At 45.0% G+C, this 20,029-nt stretch carries 26 protein-coding genes; 24 read left to right on the top strand and 2 right to left on the bottom strand.

From position 1 onward, the window contains the following. Positions 1 to 307 precede the first annotated feature (307 nt). The 3 genes from chvE to mmsB are packed head-to-tail and all read left to right on the top strand — an operon-like array spanning position 308 to position 4,112. A complete protein-coding gene (chvE, locus tag QNO02_RS23030; protein WP_283945725.1) occupies positions 308 to 1,393 on the top strand; it encodes a multiple monosaccharide ABC transporter substrate-binding protein in 1,086 nt (361 codons plus the stop codon). A 21-nt stretch (positions 1,394 to 1,414) separates the two neighbouring features. Continuing rightward, entirely contained in the window at positions 1,415 to 2,980 is a 1,566-nt protein-coding gene (gene mmsA, locus QNO02_RS23025) for a multiple monosaccharide ABC transporter ATP-binding protein (protein WP_289390146.1), read from the top strand. Next, positions 2,949 to 4,112: a multiple monosaccharide ABC transporter permease gene (gene mmsB, locus QNO02_RS23020; RefSeq protein ID WP_036674453.1), complete on the top strand. Its 1,164-nt coding sequence runs from the start codon at positions 2,949 to 2,951 to the stop codon at positions 4,110 to 4,112. Before mmsA ends, mmsB begins: the two co-directional genes overlap by 32 nt. Positions 4,113 to 4,181: 69 nt before the next feature. Here mmsB and mgtE read toward each other — a convergent pair whose 3' ends face one another. Then, positions 4,182 to 5,552, bottom strand: coding sequence for a magnesium transporter (mgtE, locus tag QNO02_RS23015; protein WP_051447459.1), 1,371 nt, complete (start codon positions 5,550 to 5,552; stop codon positions 4,182 to 4,184). A 191-nt stretch (positions 5,553 to 5,743) separates the two neighbouring features. Between mgtE and QNO02_RS23010 the strand changes: the two genes are divergently transcribed. From QNO02_RS23010 to QNO02_RS22935, 16 genes are all read left to right on the top strand, one after another. Next, on the top strand, positions 5,744 to 6,448 hold the full coding sequence (locus QNO02_RS23010; protein WP_289390144.1) for a DNA alkylation repair protein: 705 nt from the start codon (positions 5,744 to 5,746) through the stop codon (positions 6,446 to 6,448). A 42-nt stretch (positions 6,449 to 6,490) separates the two neighbouring features. Next, positions 6,491 to 7,045, top strand: coding sequence for a methylated-DNA--[protein]-cysteine S-methyltransferase (locus QNO02_RS23005; protein ID WP_036617114.1), 555 nt, complete (start codon positions 6,491 to 6,493; stop codon positions 7,043 to 7,045). 219 nt (positions 7,046 to 7,264) lie between these two features. After that, positions 7,265 to 8,491, top strand: coding sequence for an amidohydrolase (locus QNO02_RS23000; RefSeq protein ID WP_289392863.1), 1,227 nt, complete (start codon positions 7,265 to 7,267; stop codon positions 8,489 to 8,491). 128 nt (positions 8,492 to 8,619) lie between these two features. Continuing rightward, positions 8,620 to 9,030 carry a GNAT family N-acetyltransferase gene (locus tag QNO02_RS22995; protein ID WP_289390143.1) on the top strand — a complete coding sequence of 137 codons (411 nt, stop codon included), beginning with the start codon at positions 8,620 to 8,622 and terminating at the stop codon, positions 9,028 to 9,030. 33 nt (positions 9,031 to 9,063) lie between these two features. Then, positions 9,064 to 9,513 (top strand): GNAT family N-acetyltransferase, encoded by a 450-nt coding sequence (locus QNO02_RS22990; protein ID WP_289392861.1) that lies wholly within the window; start codon positions 9,064 to 9,066, stop codon positions 9,511 to 9,513. A 17-nt stretch (positions 9,514 to 9,530) separates the two neighbouring features. Continuing rightward, entirely contained in the window at positions 9,531 to 9,959 is a 429-nt protein-coding gene (locus tag QNO02_RS22985) for a GNAT family N-acetyltransferase (protein WP_249911940.1), read from the top strand. A gap of 41 nt (positions 9,960 to 10,000) precedes the next feature. Continuing rightward, entirely contained in the window at positions 10,001 to 10,702 is a 702-nt protein-coding gene (locus tag QNO02_RS22980; protein ID WP_289390141.1) for a DUF1361 domain-containing protein, read from the top strand. A gap of 79 nt (positions 10,703 to 10,781) precedes the next feature. Further along, positions 10,782 to 11,411: a hypothetical protein gene (locus tag QNO02_RS22975; RefSeq protein ID WP_289390140.1), complete on the top strand. Its 630-nt coding sequence runs from the start codon at positions 10,782 to 10,784 to the stop codon at positions 11,409 to 11,411. After that, entirely contained in the window at positions 11,408 to 11,593 is a 186-nt protein-coding gene (locus tag QNO02_RS22970) for a hypothetical protein (protein WP_289390139.1), read from the top strand. The genes QNO02_RS22975 and QNO02_RS22970 overlap by 4 nt, the downstream gene beginning before the upstream one ends. Positions 11,594 to 11,631: 38 nt before the next feature. Next, positions 11,632 to 11,868 carry a hypothetical protein gene (locus tag QNO02_RS22965; RefSeq protein WP_289390138.1) on the top strand — a complete coding sequence of 79 codons (237 nt, stop codon included), beginning with the start codon at positions 11,632 to 11,634 and terminating at the stop codon, positions 11,866 to 11,868. Between the two features lie 38 nt (positions 11,869 to 11,906). Further along, entirely contained in the window at positions 11,907 to 12,851 is a 945-nt protein-coding gene (locus QNO02_RS22960) for a GNAT family N-acetyltransferase (protein WP_289390137.1), read from the top strand. Beyond that, positions 12,848 to 13,597, top strand: coding sequence for a metallophosphoesterase family protein (locus QNO02_RS22955; RefSeq protein ID WP_289390136.1), 750 nt, complete (start codon positions 12,848 to 12,850; stop codon positions 13,595 to 13,597). The genes QNO02_RS22960 and QNO02_RS22955 overlap by 4 nt, the downstream gene beginning before the upstream one ends. Before the next feature lie 34 nt (positions 13,598 to 13,631). Continuing rightward, the gene (locus tag QNO02_RS22950) at positions 13,632 to 13,781 is read left to right on the top strand and encodes a hypothetical protein (protein ID WP_167483655.1); all 150 of its coding nucleotides are present in this window, start codon (positions 13,632 to 13,634) and stop codon (positions 13,779 to 13,781) included. Between the two features lie 17 nt (positions 13,782 to 13,798). Continuing rightward, entirely contained in the window at positions 13,799 to 14,257 is a 459-nt protein-coding gene (locus QNO02_RS22945) for an NUDIX hydrolase (protein ID WP_289390131.1), read from the top strand. A 28-nt stretch (positions 14,258 to 14,285) separates the two neighbouring features. Further along, positions 14,286 to 14,813, top strand: coding sequence for a DinB family protein (locus tag QNO02_RS22940; RefSeq protein WP_289390130.1), 528 nt, complete (start codon positions 14,286 to 14,288; stop codon positions 14,811 to 14,813). A 28-nt stretch (positions 14,814 to 14,841) separates the two neighbouring features. Further along, positions 14,842 to 15,261 (top strand): NUDIX hydrolase, encoded by a 420-nt coding sequence (locus QNO02_RS22935; RefSeq protein WP_289390129.1) that lies wholly within the window; start codon positions 14,842 to 14,844, stop codon positions 15,259 to 15,261. A gap of 9 nt (positions 15,262 to 15,270) precedes the next feature. On the opposite strand, the gene QNO02_RS22930 is transcribed toward QNO02_RS22935, so the two are convergent. After that, complete coding sequence (locus QNO02_RS22930; protein WP_289390127.1) at positions 15,271 to 16,173, bottom strand: ArsR/SmtB family transcription factor; 903 nt, start codon at positions 16,171 to 16,173, stop codon at positions 15,271 to 15,273. 180 nt (positions 16,174 to 16,353) lie between these two features. On the opposite strand from QNO02_RS22930, the gene QNO02_RS22925 reads away from it, so the two are divergent. The 5 genes from QNO02_RS22925 to QNO02_RS22905 all read left to right on the top strand — a co-directional run bounded on the left by QNO02_RS22925 (position 16,354) and on the right by QNO02_RS22905 (position 20,020). Continuing rightward, entirely contained in the window at positions 16,354 to 17,844 is a 1,491-nt protein-coding gene (locus QNO02_RS22925; protein WP_289390126.1) for a glycoside hydrolase family 43 protein, read from the top strand. Positions 17,845 to 17,975: 131 nt separating this feature from the next. After that, positions 17,976 to 18,521: a GrpB family protein gene (locus QNO02_RS22920; RefSeq protein WP_289390125.1), complete on the top strand. Its 546-nt coding sequence runs from the start codon at positions 17,976 to 17,978 to the stop codon at positions 18,519 to 18,521. Between the two features lie 42 nt (positions 18,522 to 18,563). Next, complete coding sequence (locus QNO02_RS22915) at positions 18,564 to 18,986, top strand: hypothetical protein (protein WP_289390124.1); 423 nt, start codon at positions 18,564 to 18,566, stop codon at positions 18,984 to 18,986. Between the two features lie 30 nt (positions 18,987 to 19,016). After that, complete coding sequence (locus QNO02_RS22910; protein WP_289390123.1) at positions 19,017 to 19,538, top strand: cysteine hydrolase family protein; 522 nt, start codon at positions 19,017 to 19,019, stop codon at positions 19,536 to 19,538. A gap of 47 nt (positions 19,539 to 19,585) precedes the next feature. Continuing rightward, positions 19,586 to 20,020, top strand: coding sequence for a hypothetical protein (locus QNO02_RS22905; protein ID WP_206105779.1), 435 nt, complete (start codon positions 19,586 to 19,588; stop codon positions 20,018 to 20,020). The last annotated feature ends 9 nt before the right edge of the window (positions 20,021 to 20,029 follow it).

Raw genomic sequence — 20,029 nt, 5'->3', positions numbered from 1 at the left:
ACTTGATCATTAAGACGTATGAGGAATGAGATGGATGTGTTCTACTTCGTGTGAAGCGAAGTGGAGCATGTCCTTTTTTTTTGACTCTGGAATGGTATCTCATGGGTCACACTTGTACTTAAAGCGTTTCCATCAAAAGTTAAATTTTTATAAAAAAGGTTCAAAACGTGCAAAGACCTTGCAGTATCTCCAATGCTACCATTGGTCTCAGATAGGAACACCAAGCAACAGAATGTACCACATACGTTGTAAGCGTTATCTTAGAACTCATTCAGAACCGTATGACGTGAGGAAAGGGGAACTTCATATGAAAAAAGGAGCAATGCTCATCTGGCTTCTGGTGATGACCTTGATGCTCTCGGCCTGCAATCTGGCAGAGAGTGGCCCAGGCAGTAAAGAAAAGGGATATGTCGGTATATCGATGCCAACCAAATCATCAGAACGATGGGTGGGGGACGGGGAGAACATGGTCCGTCTGTTTCAGGAGCAGGGGTACAAAACCGATCTTCAGTATGCTGAGGATGTGGTCGAGAATCAGATTTCACAGATTGAAAACATGATCACCAAAGGTGTGGATGTGATGGTCATCGCGTCCGTGGATGGCAACACATTAACGGATGTGATCAAGAAGGCACATGACGAAGGGATACAAGTGATCTCGTACGATCGGCTCATTCGCAATACGCCTTACTTGACCTATTACGCCACGTTCGACAATTTTAAGGTGGGTGTGCTTCAAGCCTCCTACATCGAACAAAAGCTTGGGCTCAAGGATGGAAAAGGACCGTATAACATTGAGCTGTTTGGCGGCTCTCCTGATGATAATAACGCCTATTTCTTCTTCGACGGTGCGATGTCTGTGCTGAAGCCGTACATCGATTCCGGCAAACTGGTGGTACGCAGCAAGCAGATGACGATGGCCCAGATTGCTACCTTGCGCTGGGACGGGGCACTTGCCCAGTCACGGATGGATAACCTGCTGAGTGCGTATTACTCGGGTGATAATCTGGATGCAGTATTATCTCCTTATGATGGAATCAGTATTGGTATCATCTCATCCTTGAAAGGGATTGGTTACGGTACTTCGAACAAGCCGCTCCCCGTTATTACAGGACAGGATGCCGAACTTGCCTCGATCAAGTCAATTGTGGCCGGGGAACAGACGCAGACGGTGTTCAAGGATACACGGAAGCTAGCGGAGAAGACGGTAGAGATGGCCAATAGTATTTTGCAAGGAAAACAGGCGGAAGTTAATGATACAACATCGTATAACAACGGAATTAACGTTGTTCCGGCATATCTCTTGGATCCCATCTCCGTGGATCGTACAAATGTGGAGCAGGATATCGTTGGTACCCATTATTACACGAAGGAAGAAATCGGACTGAAATAATAAGTGAAAGGAGCACATCCCATGGCCGGAATCATTCTGGAAATGAAAAACATCACCAAAACCTTTCCTGGCGTCAAAGCGCTGGAAAATGTCAATCTGAAAGTCCGTGAAGGCGAAATTCATTCCATATGTGGTGAAAATGGCGCAGGTAAATCTACGTTGATGAAGGTGTTGAGTGGTGTATATCCACATGGCACGTATGAAGGCGACATTTTATTTCAGGGCAAGAAATGTGAGTTCAAGGATATCAAACAGAGCGAGGATCTGGGAATTGTCATTATCCATCAGGAGTTGGCCCTGATTCCCTACCTCTCGATCGCAGAAAATATATATCTGGGCAATGAGCGTGCCAGCAGAGGAATTGTCAACTGGAAGGAAACTTTTGTAGGTACACGGGAGCTGCTCTCGAAGGTGGGACTGAGCGAAAATCCAAACACGCTGGTATCCAGCATCGGGGTAGGCAAGCAGCAACTGGTCGAAATTGCGAAAGCGCTCTCCAAAAAGGTGCGGCTGCTTATTTTGGATGAGCCAACCGCTGCGTTGAACGAAGACGACAGTGAAAATCTGCTGCAATTGATGCTGGAATTCAAGAAACAGGGCATCGCCTGTATCCTGATCTCACACAAACTGAATGAGGTATCCAAGGTATCCGATTCAGTGACCATTTTACGGGATGGTAAGACGATTGAGACGTTGGATATGAAGAACGAAAAAGTGACGGAGGACCGGATTATTAGCGGCATGGTAGGACGTGATCTCACCAGCCGTTATCCGGAGCGTCATGCCACCATTGGTGAAGTTATCCTTGAGGTAAAGGACTGGACGGTATATCACGAACATCATGCCGAGCGAAAAGTGCTGGATCAGATCCATATGAATATCAGACGTGGTGAGATTGTAGGTATTGCCGGGCTGATGGGCGCTGGGCGTACCGAACTTGCCATGAGTATCTTTGGCAAATCCTATGGCCGGAATATTTCGGGGCAACTCATCAAGAATGGTAAACCGATCCACAACAATACCGTCACCGAGGCCATTCAGAATGGGTTTGCTTATGTGACAGAAGATCGCAAGGAATACGGACTCATTCTGATGGATGACATCAAGCGCAATATTTCCTTAACGGGTCTGAGCAAGCTGACGCGAAACGCCGTAGTGAATGAGCGTGAAGAAGTATTGGTGGCGGAAAAGATGAAAAAAAGCATGAACATCAAAGCACCAAGTATTTTGCAGAAGACCGGTAATCTGAGTGGAGGCAACCAGCAAAAAGTGGTGCTCAGCAAATGGATTTTTGCCGGACCAGATATTCTTATCCTGGATGAACCTACCCGCGGTATTGATGTGGGAGCGAAATTCGAAATCTATACGATCATTCATCGGCTTGCTGCTGAAGGCAAGGGCGTACTGGTAATCTCATCCGAGCTTCCGGAGGTTCTTGGCCTGTGTGACCGGATCTATGTGATGAATGCCGGACGAATCACCGGTGAAGTCAGCCGGGAGCAAGCATCGCAGGAAACGTTGATGAGATATATGACCAAGTCTGGAGGCGGCAAGCATGGAAATGATAACAAAGCTGTTCAAAAATAATATCCGTCAATACGGCATGATTATTGCCTTGGTAGTGATTATGCTTTTGTTCGAGGTACTTACAGGCGGGCTGTTGCTCAAGCCGATTAATATTACAAATTTGATTTTGCAGAACAGCTACATTTTGGTGCTGGCGATCGGAATGGTGCTGGTCATCATTACCGGGCATATTGACCTGTCTGTTGGTTCCATTGCAGCCTTTGTTGGTGCAGTTGCTGCGATTATGATGGTTGATTGGCAGCTTCCGGCTTGGCTTGCAGTCATTGCTTCCTTGCTAGTTGGTGCTTTGATCGGTGCATGGCAAGGCTTCTGGATCGCGTATGTGCGGATTCCGGCATTTATCGTAACGTTGGCAGGGATGTTGCTGTTCCGCGGCTTAACGATGATTGTCCTGGAGGGGCAATCGATCTCTCCTTTCCCGGGTGGATTCCAGAAAATAAGTTCGGGCTTCCTGGCAGACATTCAATTCTCAGGCTTTGGTCTGGTATCGATCATTGTTGGTCTTGTGCTCACCGTCTGGTACATTGTCAATGAGCTGCGTGAACGCCGTTCCCAGCGAAAATATGGATTCGAGGTTGTGTCACAGGGACTGTTCTTGCTCAAGTTGATTGTGGTGGCTGTTGTGACGAATCTATTTACGTTTGTACTCGCAAGTTATGCAGGTATTCCGAATATTCTGGTCCTGCTCTTTGTCCTGATCGTTGTGTATTCCTTCGTTATGAATCGTACTGTCATGGGACGACATGTGTATGCGCTTGGAGGTAATGAGAAGGCCGCAGGTCTGTCCGGTGTCAAAACAAAAAAGGTAACCTTCTGGGTTTTCGTGAACATGGGTACGCTTGCCGCGGTATCCGGGTTAATCTTCGCCGCACGTCTGAATGCGGCTACGCCAAGAGCGGGCACCAACTTTGAGCTGGATGCCATTGCGGCCTGTTTCATCGGTGGTGCTTCCGCTTCAGGGGGCATAGGTACGGTATTTGGTGCTATCATCGGTGGTTTGGTTATGGGTGTGCTGAATAACGGGATGTCCCTGATTGGTCTCGGTATTGACTGGCAACAGGGGATTAAGGGATTGGTACTACTGCTCGCTGTAGCGTTTGATATCTATAATAAAAATAAAAGATCAGCGTAACACTGGATAAAATGAAAAAACAGACCTTGATCTCAGGATCAGGTCTGTTTTGCTGTATGCCCAACTTAGTTACATCAAGGCATCGAGGAAACGTGTGGCGATTCCAAAATAGATAAACAGGGACAAGATATCATTTAATGTGGTGATTAACGGGCCAGAGGCAACAGCCGGGTCGACTTTGAAACGACTAAGCAGAAGCGGGATGCAGGTACCGGTCAGTGTACCAATGACAAGAGTGAGGAACAGAGACACCCCAATAATGGCGCCTAGCAGCCAGTCCCCTTGCCAGAAATAAGCGATGACAGTAATCAGCAATCCACAGACCAAGCCAATCATTATGCCTACCTTGATCTCCCGACCAATCAGTGCGAGTACAGTGGCTTTGTCGAGTTTGCGTCCGATCAGTCCGCGTACCACAACAGCCAGAGACTGCGTTCCTGTGTTACCGGTCATACCTGCGATCATCGGCATGAAAAATGCCAATGCCACAACCTGATTGAGTGTATCCTCGAAGAAATCCACAATACTTCCCGAGATTAGACCAATCAGCAGCAATAGAATGAGCCAGGGAAGCCTGCGTCTGACGGCCACGAGTGGTTTGGTATCAAAGTCGATATCCTTGCTGCCACCCCCCATCTTGGCCAAATCTTCACTGGCTTCGTCCATAATAATATCGATGACATCATCCATCTGAATGATACCGCATAATCTGTGATTTTCATCTACCACCGGAAGTGCAATGAACTCATAACGCTGTAGAAGCTGTGCTGCTTCTTCCTGGTCCATATCAACCGTTGCATGGATCACCCGCCGGGTCATCAGTTCTTCAACCTGGGTCTTATCGTCAGCCAAGGCAAGGGATCGATAACTCACGACACCGACCAGTTTGCCTTCATTATCGGTTACATAGAGATAACTGGAGGCTGAGATATGCATGGTACCTTGCGATTGTCGTAAGGCTTCCTTGGCTGTCTCATGAGCGAGCAGGGTCCGATATTGATCTGTCATGATGCGTCCTGCCGTTTCCGGCGGATAATTAAGCACGGATCGGATAATGGCAGAGTGGTCCAGATTCATGTTGGACAGCAATTCTTCTCTGCGTTTGGCAGGCAAATCGTGCATGAACCGGATCAGGTCACTTTTGTCCATCTGCTGCATGACTTCAAGTGTTCGTTCCGGCCCAAGTCGTTCAAACAGTTGAATCTGTTCGTGCAGCTTCAAGGTCTCGGCGAGATCCGCCAGAGCATCAGGTTTGAACAGGAGCAGAAACCGATTGGTTTCTTCTTCAGGGAACTTTTTATATACAAGTGAGAGGTCGTAGGGATGCAGTTCTTTCACCAATTTATAGAAGTCGGGAAGGTTCCGGGATTGTACATGTTGTACGAGTTGTTCGGTGATCTCCTCCACGGAGAAATCTTTCTTGGTATGAGGTCCGTTCATATCGACACTCCTTTCTATTCGGTCAGCTTCATATTTTTAAACGAAATAGGTTGGCGGTTAAACAAATGGAGAAAAAAAGAGAATATCCAAAATGATATTGTAATCTTGCTCAAACATTCGATATGGGCTTACAAACAGCCGCTGCAAGGATATACTTGTTGTACAGCAACAGACGAGGAGGACATGCGCTAGTGGAAGCAGATATCAGAACACAATTGCTCAGCATGGTTGAGCCGGAGTATCAGAAATTCTCGGCTGCGCTTATTCCCAACATCACGAATGTACTTGGTGTAAGGTTGCCGGCCTTACGAAAAATTGCCAAGCAGCTTGCCGCCGGCGACTGGCGCACGTATCTGGAAACGGCAGAGGATGAATATTTTGAAGAAGTGATGTTGCAAGCGATGGTCATTGGACATGTACAGGCTGATTTGGACGAACTGTTAAAGGCTATTGAAACATTTGTACCGAAGATTGACAACTGGTCGGTGTGTGACAGCTTCTGTGCCGGACTGAAATATACGAAGCTCCATTCGGAGCCGATGTGGGCGTTTTTGCAGCCGTATCTGAGATCAGATCAGGAATATGAAATCCGGTTTGGTGTGGTAATGCTGTTGAATTTTTATCTGAATGAGAGATATATCGATCAGGTTCTAACCGCATTGGATCAGATTAGACACGAGGCGTATTATGTGAAAATGGCAGTTGCTTGGGCCATCTCAATGGCTTATGTGAAACAACCTGAGGTGACTCTGCGTTATCTGAACCATAATACCTTGGACGATTTTACGTATAATAAGGCACTTCAGAAAATCACGGAATCTTATCGCGTTGATCCGGAGAGCAAGCAGATAATCCGCAGTATGAAACGTAAGGTGAAGAAGCAGATTACCTCCTAGTTCTAGCATTAAGCATTCCACCGGGGAGAGGGCGATAAACGGATGAGAAAAAAGTTGATGTACACTACGATGCAGTTGGACGGTCGTCCATGGGTGCTGCTCGCTACGGAACAAGGATTGTGCCGAGTGGTCATGCCCAACGAAACACTGGAGGACTGGAACGGCTGGATACAGAAAGTTGCACCTGGCGTGGAACTGGAAGAGAACGAGGATGCTCTGAAACAAACAGGTATGATGGACTGGTTACAGTCCTATTTTGCAGGGGAACCGATGGCTTATACAGATGCGATCCCACTGGACTTGATCGGAACGAACTTCCAGCAGGAGGTATGGAGAGAGCTAGGGCGTGTGCCTTATGGTGAAATTCGGACCTATGGTGATATAGCTGCTGCGATTGGAAGACCTTCAGCTGTGCGAGCAGTTGGGGCTGCAAATGGGGCCAATCCAATTCCGGTTCTGCTACCATGCCACCGTATTATTGGGGCTAATCGCAAGCTGACCGGGTTCCGTGGAGGTTTGGAGATGAAGCGCAGACTGCTGGATATCGAACAGATTGAAGGCGTGACCGATGGAGGGCATGCGCGGTTTCATTTTTAATGGAAGAGGGAACATAGAAGATTAAGGTGATATGGACAGGGCAGGCACGTATTGTGCCTGTTTTTTTGCATGTATTAAGGTAGCGTAATACAAACGTTCCGCATATGGAACACCAACGTTTTACGTATTTTTGCCCGGTGAAACCGTATGGTACCATGGATCATAGATCAATCGGTATCCGGGGGACGTAATGCCGGGTAAGAAAAGAGGGATGATATGATGAAGCAGGCTTATTGGTTAACAAACGTGAATGTGGAGCGGGGTTATGTTTGGGAGGGGGAACAGGTGACGGGGACACGGACAAGCCCTGCTCAACTGCGGATTGAAGAGGGAGTGATCGCGGAGATTGTGGAAGGAAACAACCCGCTGTCTAGCGATCTACCACAAGTAGATGGCAAGGGACTTCTGCTGTTGCCTTCGTTCGAGGAGGCACATATTCATCTGGATAAAACGTACTACGATGGGCCGTGGACAGCTGTTAAACGTATCTCCAGTATTTTCGAACGTATTGAAGAAGAGAAGGTTCTGTTGCCCAAGCTGCTACCAGATGCGAAGCGTCAAGCGGAGAGTATTCTGACCTTGATTCAGGGGTACGGCTCCACTCATGTACGTAGTCATTGCAATATCGAACCCGTCAGTGGGTTGAAAAGACTGGAAGCAACGCGGCAGGCTCTGGAATCATTTTTGGGCAAAATCTCTTCGGAGATCGTGGCTTTCCCGCAGCATGGACTGCTTCGCTCCCATTCAGTGGAGCTTATGGGCCAAGCGATGAAGGAAGGTGCAACACATGTGGGCGGACTTGATCCTCATACGGTGGACGAACAGATCGAGAAATCACTGAACGCCATGGTTGAACTTGCTGTTCAGCACCAGGCGGGCATCGATATTCATCTGCATGATGGTGGGCAGGCCGGCAAACAAACGCTACTGGAACTAGCGAATCTGACCGAAGCAGCAGGGCTCCAGGGCAAAGTTACGGTGAGTCATGCGTTCTGGTTTGCCCGCGCAGAGCAGCAGGAAGCGGAAGATATGGCGCAGCGAATGGCCTCGCTCGGGATGAGCATTGCTTCCACGGTGCCCATTGGCAGAACGATGATGCCTCTTCCCATGCTCCACCGAATGGGCGTGAACGTGAAGCTGGCCACAGACAGCCTGACGGATCATTGGTCTCCTTTTGGCAATGGGGATATGCTTGAGAAAGCGGGGCGATTTGCAGAACTGTACGGATATAGTGACGAACTGTCCTTGTCTCAATCTTTGGCATTCGTTACAGGGGGGATCACACCGCTGGATTCACAAGGGGAACAGGTATGGCCGAAGGTAGGCGACACCGCGAGTTTTGTATTGGTGCATGCGAGTTGTTCGGCGGAAGCCGTTGCGCGGCGATCTGCGCGGCAGGCCGTATGGTGCAAGGGGCAATTGGTCAGCGGATCAACAGCGGATTGAGGAAAATAGAGCGGGTGAAGCCACGGGAAACCGTGGTTTTTTGGCATGGGAGAAAAAGAGGAAAGAACTGTTCGCAACTACCACATTTTAGGTTATGATGGACGTAGTTAATGAAGGGAGTAATTCAAATGAAGATTGAGTATGCAACGGAAGCTGACTATGACTATATCATTGAAAGAGATCGGCATATCCATCAGCCACTTGTGAAAACGAAGATTCGTGAGAAAGAAATATTCATCCTATGGGACGAGGACGAGGGATCCAGAGTTGGATGGATGAGGTACGGATACTTTTGGGACAACCTTCCCTTTATGAATATGATCTGGATTGATGAACCCTATCGAAACGGCGGGTATGGTAAAAAAGTCGTGCATCACTGGGAAAGTTTAATGAAGCAACAAGGCTTTGATACGGTGATGACTTCAACGCAATCAGACGAACATGCCCAACATTTCTATCGAAAGCTGGGGTATGTTGATGCAGGGGCTCTGTTGCTGGATACACAACCCTTGGAGATTATATTGATCAAGAAAATCTAGTGAATAAGCCTGCAAGGAGAGAGGATTGTGGGTATGGAACAAGTGACGTTACGACCTATAACCACAGAAAATGAACTTGAGTGCATCCACCTTAAGCCACGGGAAGATCAGCTAGATTTGGTAGCTAGCAATGCGGATTCATTGATTCATGCAACGAAGGAGATTACGTCCAAACCATACGGCATTTTGGCAGAGGATCAGATGGTCGGTTTTATTTTATTTGATAACGAGATCTACAATGACGGGTATTACTGGATTCTGCGCTTCATGATTGATGAGAAGTACCAGGGGAAGGGTTACGGGAAACTTGCTATTCAAGAAGTGGTTCGTATGTTGCAAGAGAGAAGTGACTGCCAGCAAATCAGGGTATCCCATGTTCCGCATAACATTGCGGCAAATGCGCTGTATAAGCGTATCGGGTTTCAAGAAACGGGAGAGTTTGAAGACAACGGTGATATCATTTTAAGTTATCAAGTGAGGTAACAGGGAGGGGAAGCTTGATGATAAGAGAGGCAGAAGCTAGGGATGCAGCGGTTATCGAAAGGCTGTATACAGAATTATTGCCGAACAACTTAAACACAAAGGTGCTGGCAGAACGGATTGAAGAGGTTCGGAATAACCCAAACAGTTTCTTGTTTGTGTATGAACTGGGTGATCAGGTGATCGGAACGGCTCATTTACATATATGTCTGGATGCTTTGGTGGAAAATAGACCATTCGGCGTAGTTGAGCGGGTTATCATTACGGAACATGTGCAGAGCAAGGGATATGGATCTGAATTGATGAAATATGTAGAGCAAGTGTGTGTGCAGAAAAATTGTGTGAAGGTGTTTCTTACGAGCGGATCTTCCAGAAACGAAGCACATCACTTTTATACGAAATTGGGGTACAACGGAGAATCCAGCAAGGCATTTAAAAAGTATTTATAACGTATAACATTCATCAAGGAAAAGGAAGTAGAAGCAAAGAAATGAAAGATAACAAATATCCGGTCCAAGATCTCCGACTCTTCTTTACCTTGCTCGTGGCTACTCTTTGTTGTCTAGGTGTTGTGATGTATTTACGTGCCCAAACAGATACGAATATGTATCGATTTTTAAGTTGGGATATGTTCCTGGCATGGGTACCATTCATCATCTCATCCTGCATTAGATACATATTCAATAAGAAATTAACCACAACGAGCATGATATGTATGGGGCTGATGTGTGGAGTATGGCTCTTTTTCCTGCCCAATGCGGCCTATCTTTTTACGGAGATTCTGCATTCATTCAGATATTTTGATGCTCAAGGGGAGGTTAGATTTTGGATTAATATTGATTTTTGGTATGGACTCACTCTGACGTTTGCCGTAGCGATCATCGGATTGCTGCTCTCAACTTGTTCGATCATTCAAATCCATGGCATGTTAAACAAATTAGTAAATAAGTACATTAGTATGATGGTTGTCGGTGTTATTTTGCTATTGAGCAGTATAGGGGTCTACATTGGTAGATTTAATCGGTGGAATTCGTGGGATGTATTATCCCGACCTGGGAAGATCTTCGTGGATCTTGTGAATGATTTTAATGCAGCGAACAGCATAATGGTTGAGTTTGTCGCCGTTGTATTTACGGTTCAACTTTTTGGATACGTTATCGTATCTTTGCTAACCGCAAGGTCGGGCAACTAATTATTCCATTTGAAAGGGTAAAGGAACAGCCATTGCGTATTTATTTATAAAAATGACACCAAGGAGGCAATATCACACGATGGGTAATCTTAATTTTATCGATAAACTTCCTCACATTAGTGAATGCAAACATATTCTAAAGGCAGCAGCTATGCTGGATGCCATTCTGATGCCGGAATGGGAGTACAGGTATTACTCGTATAATTCCCAGTGGGACACGAATGAGCAAATGGCATCCATGAGAGATGGGCAAGGAGATCATTATTTTGCAATATTCAGTCCGAATGGGCTGATTATAAAAGGCTTTGATAAAGAGTATACACTTCAGCATAAGGTTGATAGGAGTGAGGTGGTAAAAAGCGTTCCAGAAGCATTTAATACTTTTGTGGTAGAGCCGGCATTTGTAATGGATCAGACGACGTTCTGTATCTGGAGTGTGGCGGATCAGGAAGGGTGGTCTGCGGGCACGGAGCTAGGGGATCATGAATACGAACTGTTAGAGATTTTGGTAGGCGGCGCGAAATATTATCATGCTTGGGCACAGGATTACTACGAGATAACGTTGGATATCACACTGGTTGAACAGGTATTTGATATGAAGCCGATCGATGAGGTCTTACTACAGCAATTAAATGATGAACTGAGATTAAGTGATATCGAAGGTGAAATTGCAGAAATTGGATACCCGGATAAGGATCTGAAGGTATGAAGGCGATAACGCAGGAAATTACAGAAGAATTATTGGCTGTGATGGATATGTACCAAAGAATCGCGCGGCAATTGATCGAGCAATTGATATTGGAAACGGATCAGCCTGATCGGACGGCAATTCTCGAAGGGGCGTACCATTTGCTGTCCAATGCGGATGTAATCCATGGAGAAGAGAATTAACGGGAAACTGGTATTTTGATGTTCACGGTGAGCACTGTATGTTCAAGAATACAGAAACAGGGCAGACATTAGAGGTTTTCCTTGGTAGTCCAGAGGATGTGGGCAACATGGACCCCTACTTTTTTTACAATTTTATAAAAACAACGCCAGAGCTTGCATACCTGACTTCGTATTTCGAGAATCCGTTTAAGGACATGTTGGATTTCTTTGAACATTTGGAAGCAGAGCATGTGTTAATTCATGTTCACGGGGTGGCGTATAGAAAGGTTCTTTAATTGCTGTACATGTAATTAGAATTGAGGAGGAATGACGTATGAGTTTAACGGAATGGTCTACAGATATTCTTCAATATGATCTGTCGGATGAATATTCGATTCGCAAAGCTGATTTTGCCGAATGGGGATTATATTGCACGGTTTATTATGATATGCGTTATGTCGGATTTTTCAGGGAAGAAGAGTTCAGTTCTTCCAAGATCAGTGCGTACTGGATTTACAAGGGAGAAAGCAAAATAGGTGGCGTGAGAATGGAGCCTAACCGGATGTATCATTTGTTTTTTATCCCGCCATTCCAGCAGTGCTTTGAGGTATTGAAACTTCTGAAGGATAAATTAATGCAGTGGTCCGATCGCACCAAACGCATTCTGACCTTTGAGATTCTTCCAGACCAAGTTGATCTATACGCAAGAGCTGGATTCTGGCCAGTGGAGTTCAGATGTCGCTGGATGCAGCGGCCTACAGATCATTTTGAGATCGAGTGGGACAGAAGGGTAACCGTGAAGAGTCCAGAGATTATTGAAAGTGAAACCGGCACCAGAAAATATGTGAATGAAGATGAAATTGCTCAATGTGACCTGGAGAGTTTTGCAGGAAGTCTTGAAGCTACACGAAGAAAACATACCACGCTTGCAGATTTTATTCCAAGTGATGATCCTAATTATACCAATGAAATTCTGACTCAAGCCTCCACGCTTGTATACGATAAGGAAACGGGACAGCTTATTGCAAATTGTCGCTTGTGCTTGCAAGATAATCAGGCTGCCGTATATAGCATAGGGGTTCGGCCGGCATATAGAGGAAGAGGGCTTGCTACACTGATGTTACAGAGAGCTTTGAATGCACTTAAAGGTCAGTATCCCGTGCTGCGATTGTATGTGATGCAAGGAAATGATGCGGAGTCCGTGTATCTGAATCTGGGCTTTATTCCGGGTGTACAGGAGATTCAAACGATGTATATTCCTGAGGAGGAATCACAATGAAGGTTGCCATCTTAACCGATATTCATGGGAATATTCCTGCGCTTCAAGCAGTATTAGCTGATATGGATTCCAGAGAAGACATTGAGCATACGTTTTGTTTGGGGGATATGATCGGCATTGGCCCTTACTCCAATGAAGTGATCGAGATGTTGTGCAGTCGTAAAAATATGATAGCGATTTCAGGGAATCACGAAGAGGCCGTATTGAGTTTGCTTCAGAATAAGGGGCCATTAGAAGGGCATAAAGGCATAGCTGAGCACCATGAATGGATTGGTCAACATCTAAGTGCAGAATCGATCAAGAAAATCCAAGCTCTGCCGAAATTCGTTGAAAAAGAGGTAGAAGGACATCAGTTCCTTTTGACTCACTATCATATGAACAACGACAAGTTGGATGTCATCAATAAAGAACCATCCGGGGTCAAATTGGATGCAAGGTATCAGGGTACGGCCCATGATTTGGTTTGTTTTGGTCATCATCATATTCTTCATTATTATAGGACAGATCAAAGAGTATATATCAATCCGGGAGCTTTAGGTTGTAACGATCTTGCCATTGCCAGATATGGGATCGTGGATCTCCAAGAGGGCAAACTGGATGTGAAATTCATTGGCGTTCCATATGACAATAGGGAGTATCTGAAATCGTATGAACGGTTGAACGTTCCGGATCGGGCTTTTCTTTTGAAGGCATTCCATGGGAATCAGTTGGAGAGAGAGCATATAGACGGCAGTAAACGTTCGTAGCAATGTGCTGCTACTTTGGAAAGGAGAGATGTACATGGGAATGATCATTATGTTGGTGGTGTATCTGTTCCTCGGTATTTATGTTGTGAAAGTTGGAATAGATAACTCAAAAAATAGCCAGCACACCAAAGAAATATTATCAGAGTTAAGGGAAATTAAGGACCTGTTGAAAGAGCGAAGGTAAAGAGGAGGGATGTACCTGTGTCTCGAGCGCCATTTCAAATATTAGTTTTTCCTTATACCAGGTTGAAAGATTCAAATGACTATGCATATGCTATCTTTCGAAGATCAAGAGAAGGTTACTGGCAGGGCATAGCTGGGGGAGGTGAAGATGAAGAAAAACCATTAGAAGCAGCCATGAGAGAAGCATTTGAAGAGGCGGGAATCCCCTTAAATAGTCAATACAGGAGCCTTAATTCAAGCTCGACTCACTCCGTGGTAGATGTGGTTGGTTATTTTATGTGGGGACCTGATACATTTGTTATTCCTGAGTATTGCTTTGGAGTAGAACTGGATGAAATGGATCTGTCTATATCCAATGAGCACTCAGAATATAAATGGGTGGCTTATGAAGAAGCTCGTAAAATACTTAAATGGGATAGTAATAGAGTAGCAATCTGGGAATTGAATCAAAGACTGATCAGAGAGTCATTGAAATAGACATGTACTCAAGCGAGGAGGGATGACTTTGATTTACGATTTACAATGTGAAGCCAATATGGAGCCTATTGTTGGAATGTTATTTTCCGCAGTAAGAGAGAATAGTGAGCGACTTCAATCGATTACTGAGGGGATGTCGCAAGAAGAGGTAGATTACAAAGGGGAACAGAACCAGTTTAATAGTACAGCTCAATTAATACGACATATTACGTTTGTTGATATGAATTGGGTTTATAGAATAAAGGGGGTTGTTCTTCCGCAGCCATTAATAGAGCAATATGGCCCCATGATTGATGAAAATAATAGACTTCCACTGGTTCAAGGTGTCTCACGTGACACACTTATCTCTCAATATGAGGGTGTATTAACCCTTCTGAAAGAAACATGCACACAAGTAGCAGATGCTGACCTAGACCGAGTAGTTACTTTTGGACATCAGAATGAAAAGCAAGCTACGGTACGTTGGGGATTATGGCACATGGCTGACCATAACCGTTATCATCAAGCTCATATTAATCAGTTAAGAAGATGGTTCCAAACACAAACTGATTGCTAATACAAAAAAAGGGGTTGAAACTAAGCAATTGGAAAATAAAATGGTGAATGTCGTTAAAGGACTGATCGAGAATGAAGGCAAAGTATTGATTGTCAAGCGCTCATTAGTGGATGAGGTGGGCGCAGGAAGTTGGGAAACCGTTGGGGGAAAAGTTCACTTTGGAGAAGAGTTGGAAGTGGCCTTGGTCCGTGAAATTAGAGAGGAAGTAGGCATTAAAGTTCAAATAGATGAATTACTGTTTGCCAATACGTTCTTTACCGATCCGCATAGACAGGTCATTCTTCTAATGTATTTGTGCAGAACCAAAGATCATCAAGTGAATCTTTCAGAAGAACATAGTGAGTACATGTGGGCAACCAGATCTGAATTATATCATTACCTACCCTTTGAGGTCACTTCAAATATGGAGAAATATAATGTTTTTGACAAAATCGAGTTAATCGATTAGATGAGAAAGTTACCCCAGTACACGAATAACAATATCCTGATCATGGTTACCGAAACCGGCACCATAGATCGTTAAACCGCCTACGTTGGGGCTTTCCTCGTCAACCGTAAAACGAAGCGTCCAGAACGGTTCGCTAAGCTTAACATCCGCAAGAGTAATATCCGACATCCGCTCACCATCCATATACGTACCGGAGGCATCTATTCGGATGGTCTTCAATAATCCATATTGATTCACATTGCGATGCCACCATTCTGGTGTATATTTGCCGCGCGCTGCTCTGCCAAAGTCGGCAGGGCTTGTCCACGTTCCAAGGGAAACGCCATTGAAGGTGAAACGAATATCGGAAGGCCAATGATCCCGCAATCCCGGAGCCTCAGACGCCAGTTCCATTGAAATTTCAATAGCAGCGGTTGTCTGGTCAGGAAGGACAAAGTTCGGTGTTTTATATTCAACATAGCCCTTCCCAAACCACAGGATAGCGGCGTGTACCCGCTCGGGATCAAGAAAGTAACGTGGATCATCCCATACGCCGATTTCTTTCTCAAGTGTTCCTAGCCCACAGGTAGCGTGGATATCAAAAGCAGTGTAGTGTCCAACGGCTATCGTCTGTTCTCTGGTTCGTGAAGTTTGGCTTGGGGATGGAAGATCGATCTCAATCTGATTTTGCTTGAGGTAACATAATTTGTGCGTCCCTCCGTTGATCCGAACTCGTCTGCTGCCAATTAGACCCGCATCCTCCAGTTTGCGAATATGCATCGTGACAATGGAGGGGCTAAGCTCTAATACTGCCGCAAGATCCTTCACATTCATTTCGCGATCTGCAATCATATCCATGATTCTCCATCTGACTTCGCTTGCCAGCGCCTCATATAAAGGAAGGAACCGGGGCTCCCCATTTGCTTTGATCATCTGTACAACTCCCTACCCTCAATCTTCTAAAATCACATATATATTAATTTAATAAAATTAGCTCCAAGATGCAATTCAGATTCATTGCAAGTTTATGCCCGATGGTGTTTAATTTTTGTAGTTGTTACGAAGTTGAATTCTTATATTTGTGAATTTTATAATAAGAGGTGGAGTGGAGTAATGAAATACAATAACCCTGTTGTAAAAGGTTTTTATCCAGACCCTAGTGTGATTAAGGTGCACGATACCTACTATATGGTGTGCAGTTCTTTTCAATATTTTCCGGGCGTACCGCTCTTTGAAAGCAAGGATCTGCTGAATTGGAAGCAGATTGGTCACTGCCTGACTCGTAAAAGCCAGATTCAGCTCGAGACGGTGAACAGCTCCGGGGGTGTATTTGCCCCAACCATCAGGCATAATAACGGGCGTTTTTATATGGTTACAACGAATGATACAACGCATCAGAATTTCTATGTATGGACAGACGATATCTACGGAGAATGGTCTGAGCCTATCTATGTGGATCAAGGCGGGATTGATCCCGATTTGTATTTTGAAGATGGGAAAACCTTGTTTATGAGTAACGGGGTGGATGATGAAGGCGTTGGCGGAATTGTCCAGTGTGAGATTGAGATTGAAACGGGCCGCAAACTTAGCCCAAGTCGGTCGATTTGGAATGGGACAGGTGGACGATATCTGGAAAGCCCGCATCTCTATAAAATGAACGGTTACTATTACCTGCTTGCAGCTGAAGGTGGCACCGAGTATGGTCACATGGTAACGTATGCCCGGGGAATTTCATCTTCAGGCCCGTTCGAAGCCTATGCACACAATCCAGTTCTGACCAACCGTAATCTGGGAGGTTATGAGTTGCAGGGAGTAGGGCATGGTGATCTAGTTCAGGATGATCGGGGAAACTGGTGGCTCTTTCACCTGGGATTCCGACAGATCGGCAGATGGGCTACGTACCATCATCTGGGCCGTGAAGTATTTCTGACTCCAATTACGTTTGGTGAAGACGGATGGTTTACAGCTGGGCATGAAGGAACAACGCTGACGAGTTTTGAGACTAATCGTATCCCGGACACGGTGATCCAGCAGGATAAGAAGAATTATACGTTTGCAAATACAGACTGGAACCTTGACTGGTGTTACCTTCGTCATCCAAATACAGAGCACTATCAGCTTGAATCAGATAAGCTTACGCTAACAGGAACCGATGTAACGCTGGACGTTCCGGCATCCCCAACGTTCATCGGGCTACGTCAAAAAGACTTTAATGCCACAATTTCAGTCGATGTCGGTGTGACGAGTGGAGAAGCTGGGATCACGATCTACATGGATGAGAATCATCATTATGAAGTGGCTATTCGTGGGCAGCAGGACGGCTATAAGGTGATCGAGCGTCTGAATATCGGTGATGTCAAATCGATAGAACATGAAGTGAATCTGGGAAATAAACAGCATGCAACGCTGGTAATCCGTTCAAGCCAGGAACGCTACAGCTTCCTGTTTCAAGTAGATGGTGAAGAGATTCTGCTGGGCACGGCACAGACGAGATACCTATCCTCGGAGGTGGCAGGAGGTTTTACAGGCGTACTTATTGGGTTATACACGAGCGGGCAAGATGCTTCAGCTGAGTTTACAAATTTCAAGTGTGATTATCATTAAGAAGTTAAGGGGAGGGCCTAAGGGGCCTTCTCTTTTTTTTAATTTGTGTCAAATAATCCACATGTAACAAAAGGTTAAAAGAACGTGTTATTTAATTATATAGCTTGATTGAATAACCAAGGAGGAGTTGTATGGAGGATCAATGGAGAATTGCAAAGTATGATCCGGCATGGCGTGATTTGTTTCTCGAAACGGGTTCGAAATTAAGAGAAGCGTTAGGAGAAAAGGCCGTGCGTATTGATCATGTTGGGTCTACTGCAATTGTTGGAATAGACGCCAAACCTATTATCGATATACAAATATCTGTTTCTAATTATGAAAATTTGTTGGACTACAAACATGAGATCGAAACAGTCGGATTTGTATTCAGAGCAGAAAATCCAGATAAAACTAAACGTTACTTTCGTGAAGAGCCCGGAAGCAGAAGGATACATATACACGTTAGACAGGCAGGCAGTTTCTCTGAGCAGATGACCTTGCTGTTCAGAGACTATTTAAGGGAGCATCCAGAAGATTGTTTGAACTATGCGGAAGAAAAGCACAGACTCATGTCATTGTATAAAGATGAGCGTCCCAAATATGTTGAAGGAAAAGGACCGATGGTGTGGAGCATATTACAGAAAGCACATCGTTGGTCTCAAGAAATCGGATGGCAACCGGCAAAATCTGATGCATGAGCACATCCAATGAATAAGAGATAACTGTATTGGAGTGATGAGATGAACATGGGAAGAAAGCTGATAACAACCGTTCTAACCATCATTTGTTTTACTTTGGTTGCAAGTATCATATCGATGAATCAATCCTACAGTTTTGATTTTTACATTCTTATTTATCTGGTATACGCGACTCCCCTGATCCTGTTGATTGGGCTACCTTTATCGATTTTGCTAGACTATCTGCTCAGCCGAATACAATTCCCTAATCATGTGTTGTATCTAAGTACGAGGATATTAGGCTATGCATGTGCTGGAGTTCTAGGGATGTATATTTATTATGCGGTCATGGGCGCAGGAGAAGCAATCTTGGATTTCAAAGAGACGTTAGTTCTGACCTTATTTGGTGTTCTTGCTGCTATTTTATTTGTATTGATTGATATGGTATTGGAAGTTTTGTTAAAGATACGAAGAAGAAAGATTTGAATTAAATTGATTTGTCAGGAGGAAAGCAAAATGACAACACATTGTACACTTCTAATCATTGACGTACAGGTAGCGATGTTTGATGAAGCAGATCCCGTATATCAGGGGGAACGATTGCTTCAGAAGATCCAGGTGTTAATTGCCAGGGCCCGTGAAGCAGGGCATGCCATCATATATATCCAGCACAGCGAAGGGGCAGGCAGTCCACTGGAACGAGGAACTCCGGGGTGGGCCATTCATCCGTCCATTGCACCTATAGCTGGTGACCTCGTTATTGAAAAGGAGACACCGGATTCGTTTCACAAAACCGATCTACATCTGAAATTGCAAGATAATGGCGTGAAGGAGTTAGTCCTTACGGGAATGCAGACCGAGGTATGTGTAGACACGACTTGCCGCAGAGCGTACAGTCTGGGATACACGGTCAATCTGGTTCAAGATGCACACAGCACATGGAATTCAAAGACGCTTCAAGCAGAGCAGATTATTGCACATCACAATACGGTACTGAGACTGTTTGCCAACGTGGTGGATACTGAGAATGCGCTGTAATGCTAGGAAAACGTAGGCGATTCTGGTTTTTCATAGGTGCGGCAATCATGTTTCTGTATTTTCTAATCACGAGTAACCCTGATCCAAATAAGCCGATTTCGAGAAATCAAGTGATAAGCACAGAGATGAGCATAGTCGTGTACACCAGGACAGGCGACGGTGGAGCACATACTAGGATTGACAATGTTACGTTAAGTAAAGAAGACATTAGCCGTATAGTCGGCTGGCTGAATGGCGCCCCGGAATCAGCCAAAATACCAGTAGATGATGTCACAGGAAGCATTAGTGCAGGAATTGCTTTGAGATTAAAGCATAACGCTGAAATTACAATTCAATACAATCGGAAACAGATTATTGTATCCACAAAAAGCAGATTTAATAGAGATTCGAAATATATACTTGATCAAAAGGACTTAAGAGACTTTATGGATCAAAAGTTGAAAGGAACGTATTTTGGTAAAGATCCCGTTAGGGATGAATGAGGAGGAGAG

The sequence above is a fragment of the Paenibacillus sp. PK1-4R genome (genome assembly GCF_030369595.1).
Lineage (GTDB): Bacteria > Bacillota > Bacilli > Paenibacillales > Paenibacillaceae > Paenibacillus.
Note: the sequence above shows the minus strand (reverse complement) of the source record. Positions and strands in the feature narration are given on the sequence as shown.

Bases quoted from the DNA above. Each gene is read 5' to 3' on its own strand.
- chvE (WP_283945725.1), top strand. From the start codon at position 308: ATGAAAAAAGGAGCAATGCTCATCTGGCTTCTGGTGATGACCTTGATG.
- mmsA (WP_289390146.1), top strand. From the start codon at position 1,415: ATGGCCGGAATCATTCTGGAAATGAAAAACATCACCAAAACCTTTCCT.
- mmsB (WP_036674453.1), top strand. From the start codon at position 2,949: ATGGAAATGATAACAAAGCTGTTCAAAAATAATATCCGTCAATACGGC.
- mgtE (WP_051447459.1), bottom strand. From the start codon at position 5,552: ATGAACGGACCTCATACCAAGAAAGATTTCTCCGTGGAGGAGATCACC.
- QNO02_RS23005 (WP_036617114.1), top strand. From the start codon at position 6,491: ATGAGAAAAAAGTTGATGTACACTACGATGCAGTTGGACGGTCGTCCA.
- QNO02_RS23000 (WP_289392863.1), top strand. From the start codon at position 7,265: ATGAAGCAGGCTTATTGGTTAACAAACGTGAATGTGGAGCGGGGTTAT.
- QNO02_RS22995 (WP_289390143.1), top strand. From the start codon at position 8,620: ATGAAGATTGAGTATGCAACGGAAGCTGACTATGACTATATCATTGAA.
- QNO02_RS22990 (WP_289392861.1), top strand. From the start codon at position 9,064: ATGGAACAAGTGACGTTACGACCTATAACCACAGAAAATGAACTTGAG.
- QNO02_RS22985 (WP_249911940.1), top strand. From the start codon at position 9,531: ATGATAAGAGAGGCAGAAGCTAGGGATGCAGCGGTTATCGAAAGGCTG.
- QNO02_RS22980 (WP_289390141.1), top strand. From the start codon at position 10,001: ATGAAAGATAACAAATATCCGGTCCAAGATCTCCGACTCTTCTTTACC.
- QNO02_RS22975 (WP_289390140.1), top strand. From the start codon at position 10,782: ATGGGTAATCTTAATTTTATCGATAAACTTCCTCACATTAGTGAATGC.
- QNO02_RS22970 (WP_289390139.1), top strand. From the start codon at position 11,408: ATGAAGGCGATAACGCAGGAAATTACAGAAGAATTATTGGCTGTGATG.
- QNO02_RS22965 (WP_289390138.1), top strand. From the start codon at position 11,632: ATGTTCAAGAATACAGAAACAGGGCAGACATTAGAGGTTTTCCTTGGT.
- QNO02_RS22960 (WP_289390137.1), top strand. From the start codon at position 11,907: ATGAGTTTAACGGAATGGTCTACAGATATTCTTCAATATGATCTGTCG.
- QNO02_RS22955 (WP_289390136.1), top strand. From the start codon at position 12,848: ATGAAGGTTGCCATCTTAACCGATATTCATGGGAATATTCCTGCGCTT.
- QNO02_RS22950 (WP_167483655.1), top strand. From the start codon at position 13,632: ATGGGAATGATCATTATGTTGGTGGTGTATCTGTTCCTCGGTATTTAT.
- QNO02_RS22930 (WP_289390127.1), bottom strand. From the start codon at position 16,173: ATGATCAAAGCAAATGGGGAGCCCCGGTTCCTTCCTTTATATGAGGCG.
- QNO02_RS22925 (WP_289390126.1), top strand. From the start codon at position 16,354: ATGAAATACAATAACCCTGTTGTAAAAGGTTTTTATCCAGACCCTAGT.
- QNO02_RS22920 (WP_289390125.1), top strand. From the start codon at position 17,976: ATGGAGGATCAATGGAGAATTGCAAAGTATGATCCGGCATGGCGTGAT.
- QNO02_RS22915 (WP_289390124.1), top strand. From the start codon at position 18,564: ATGAACATGGGAAGAAAGCTGATAACAACCGTTCTAACCATCATTTGT.
- QNO02_RS22910 (WP_289390123.1), top strand. From the start codon at position 19,017: ATGACAACACATTGTACACTTCTAATCATTGACGTACAGGTAGCGATG.
- QNO02_RS22905 (WP_206105779.1), top strand. From the start codon at position 19,586: ATGTTTCTGTATTTTCTAATCACGAGTAACCCTGATCCAAATAAGCCG.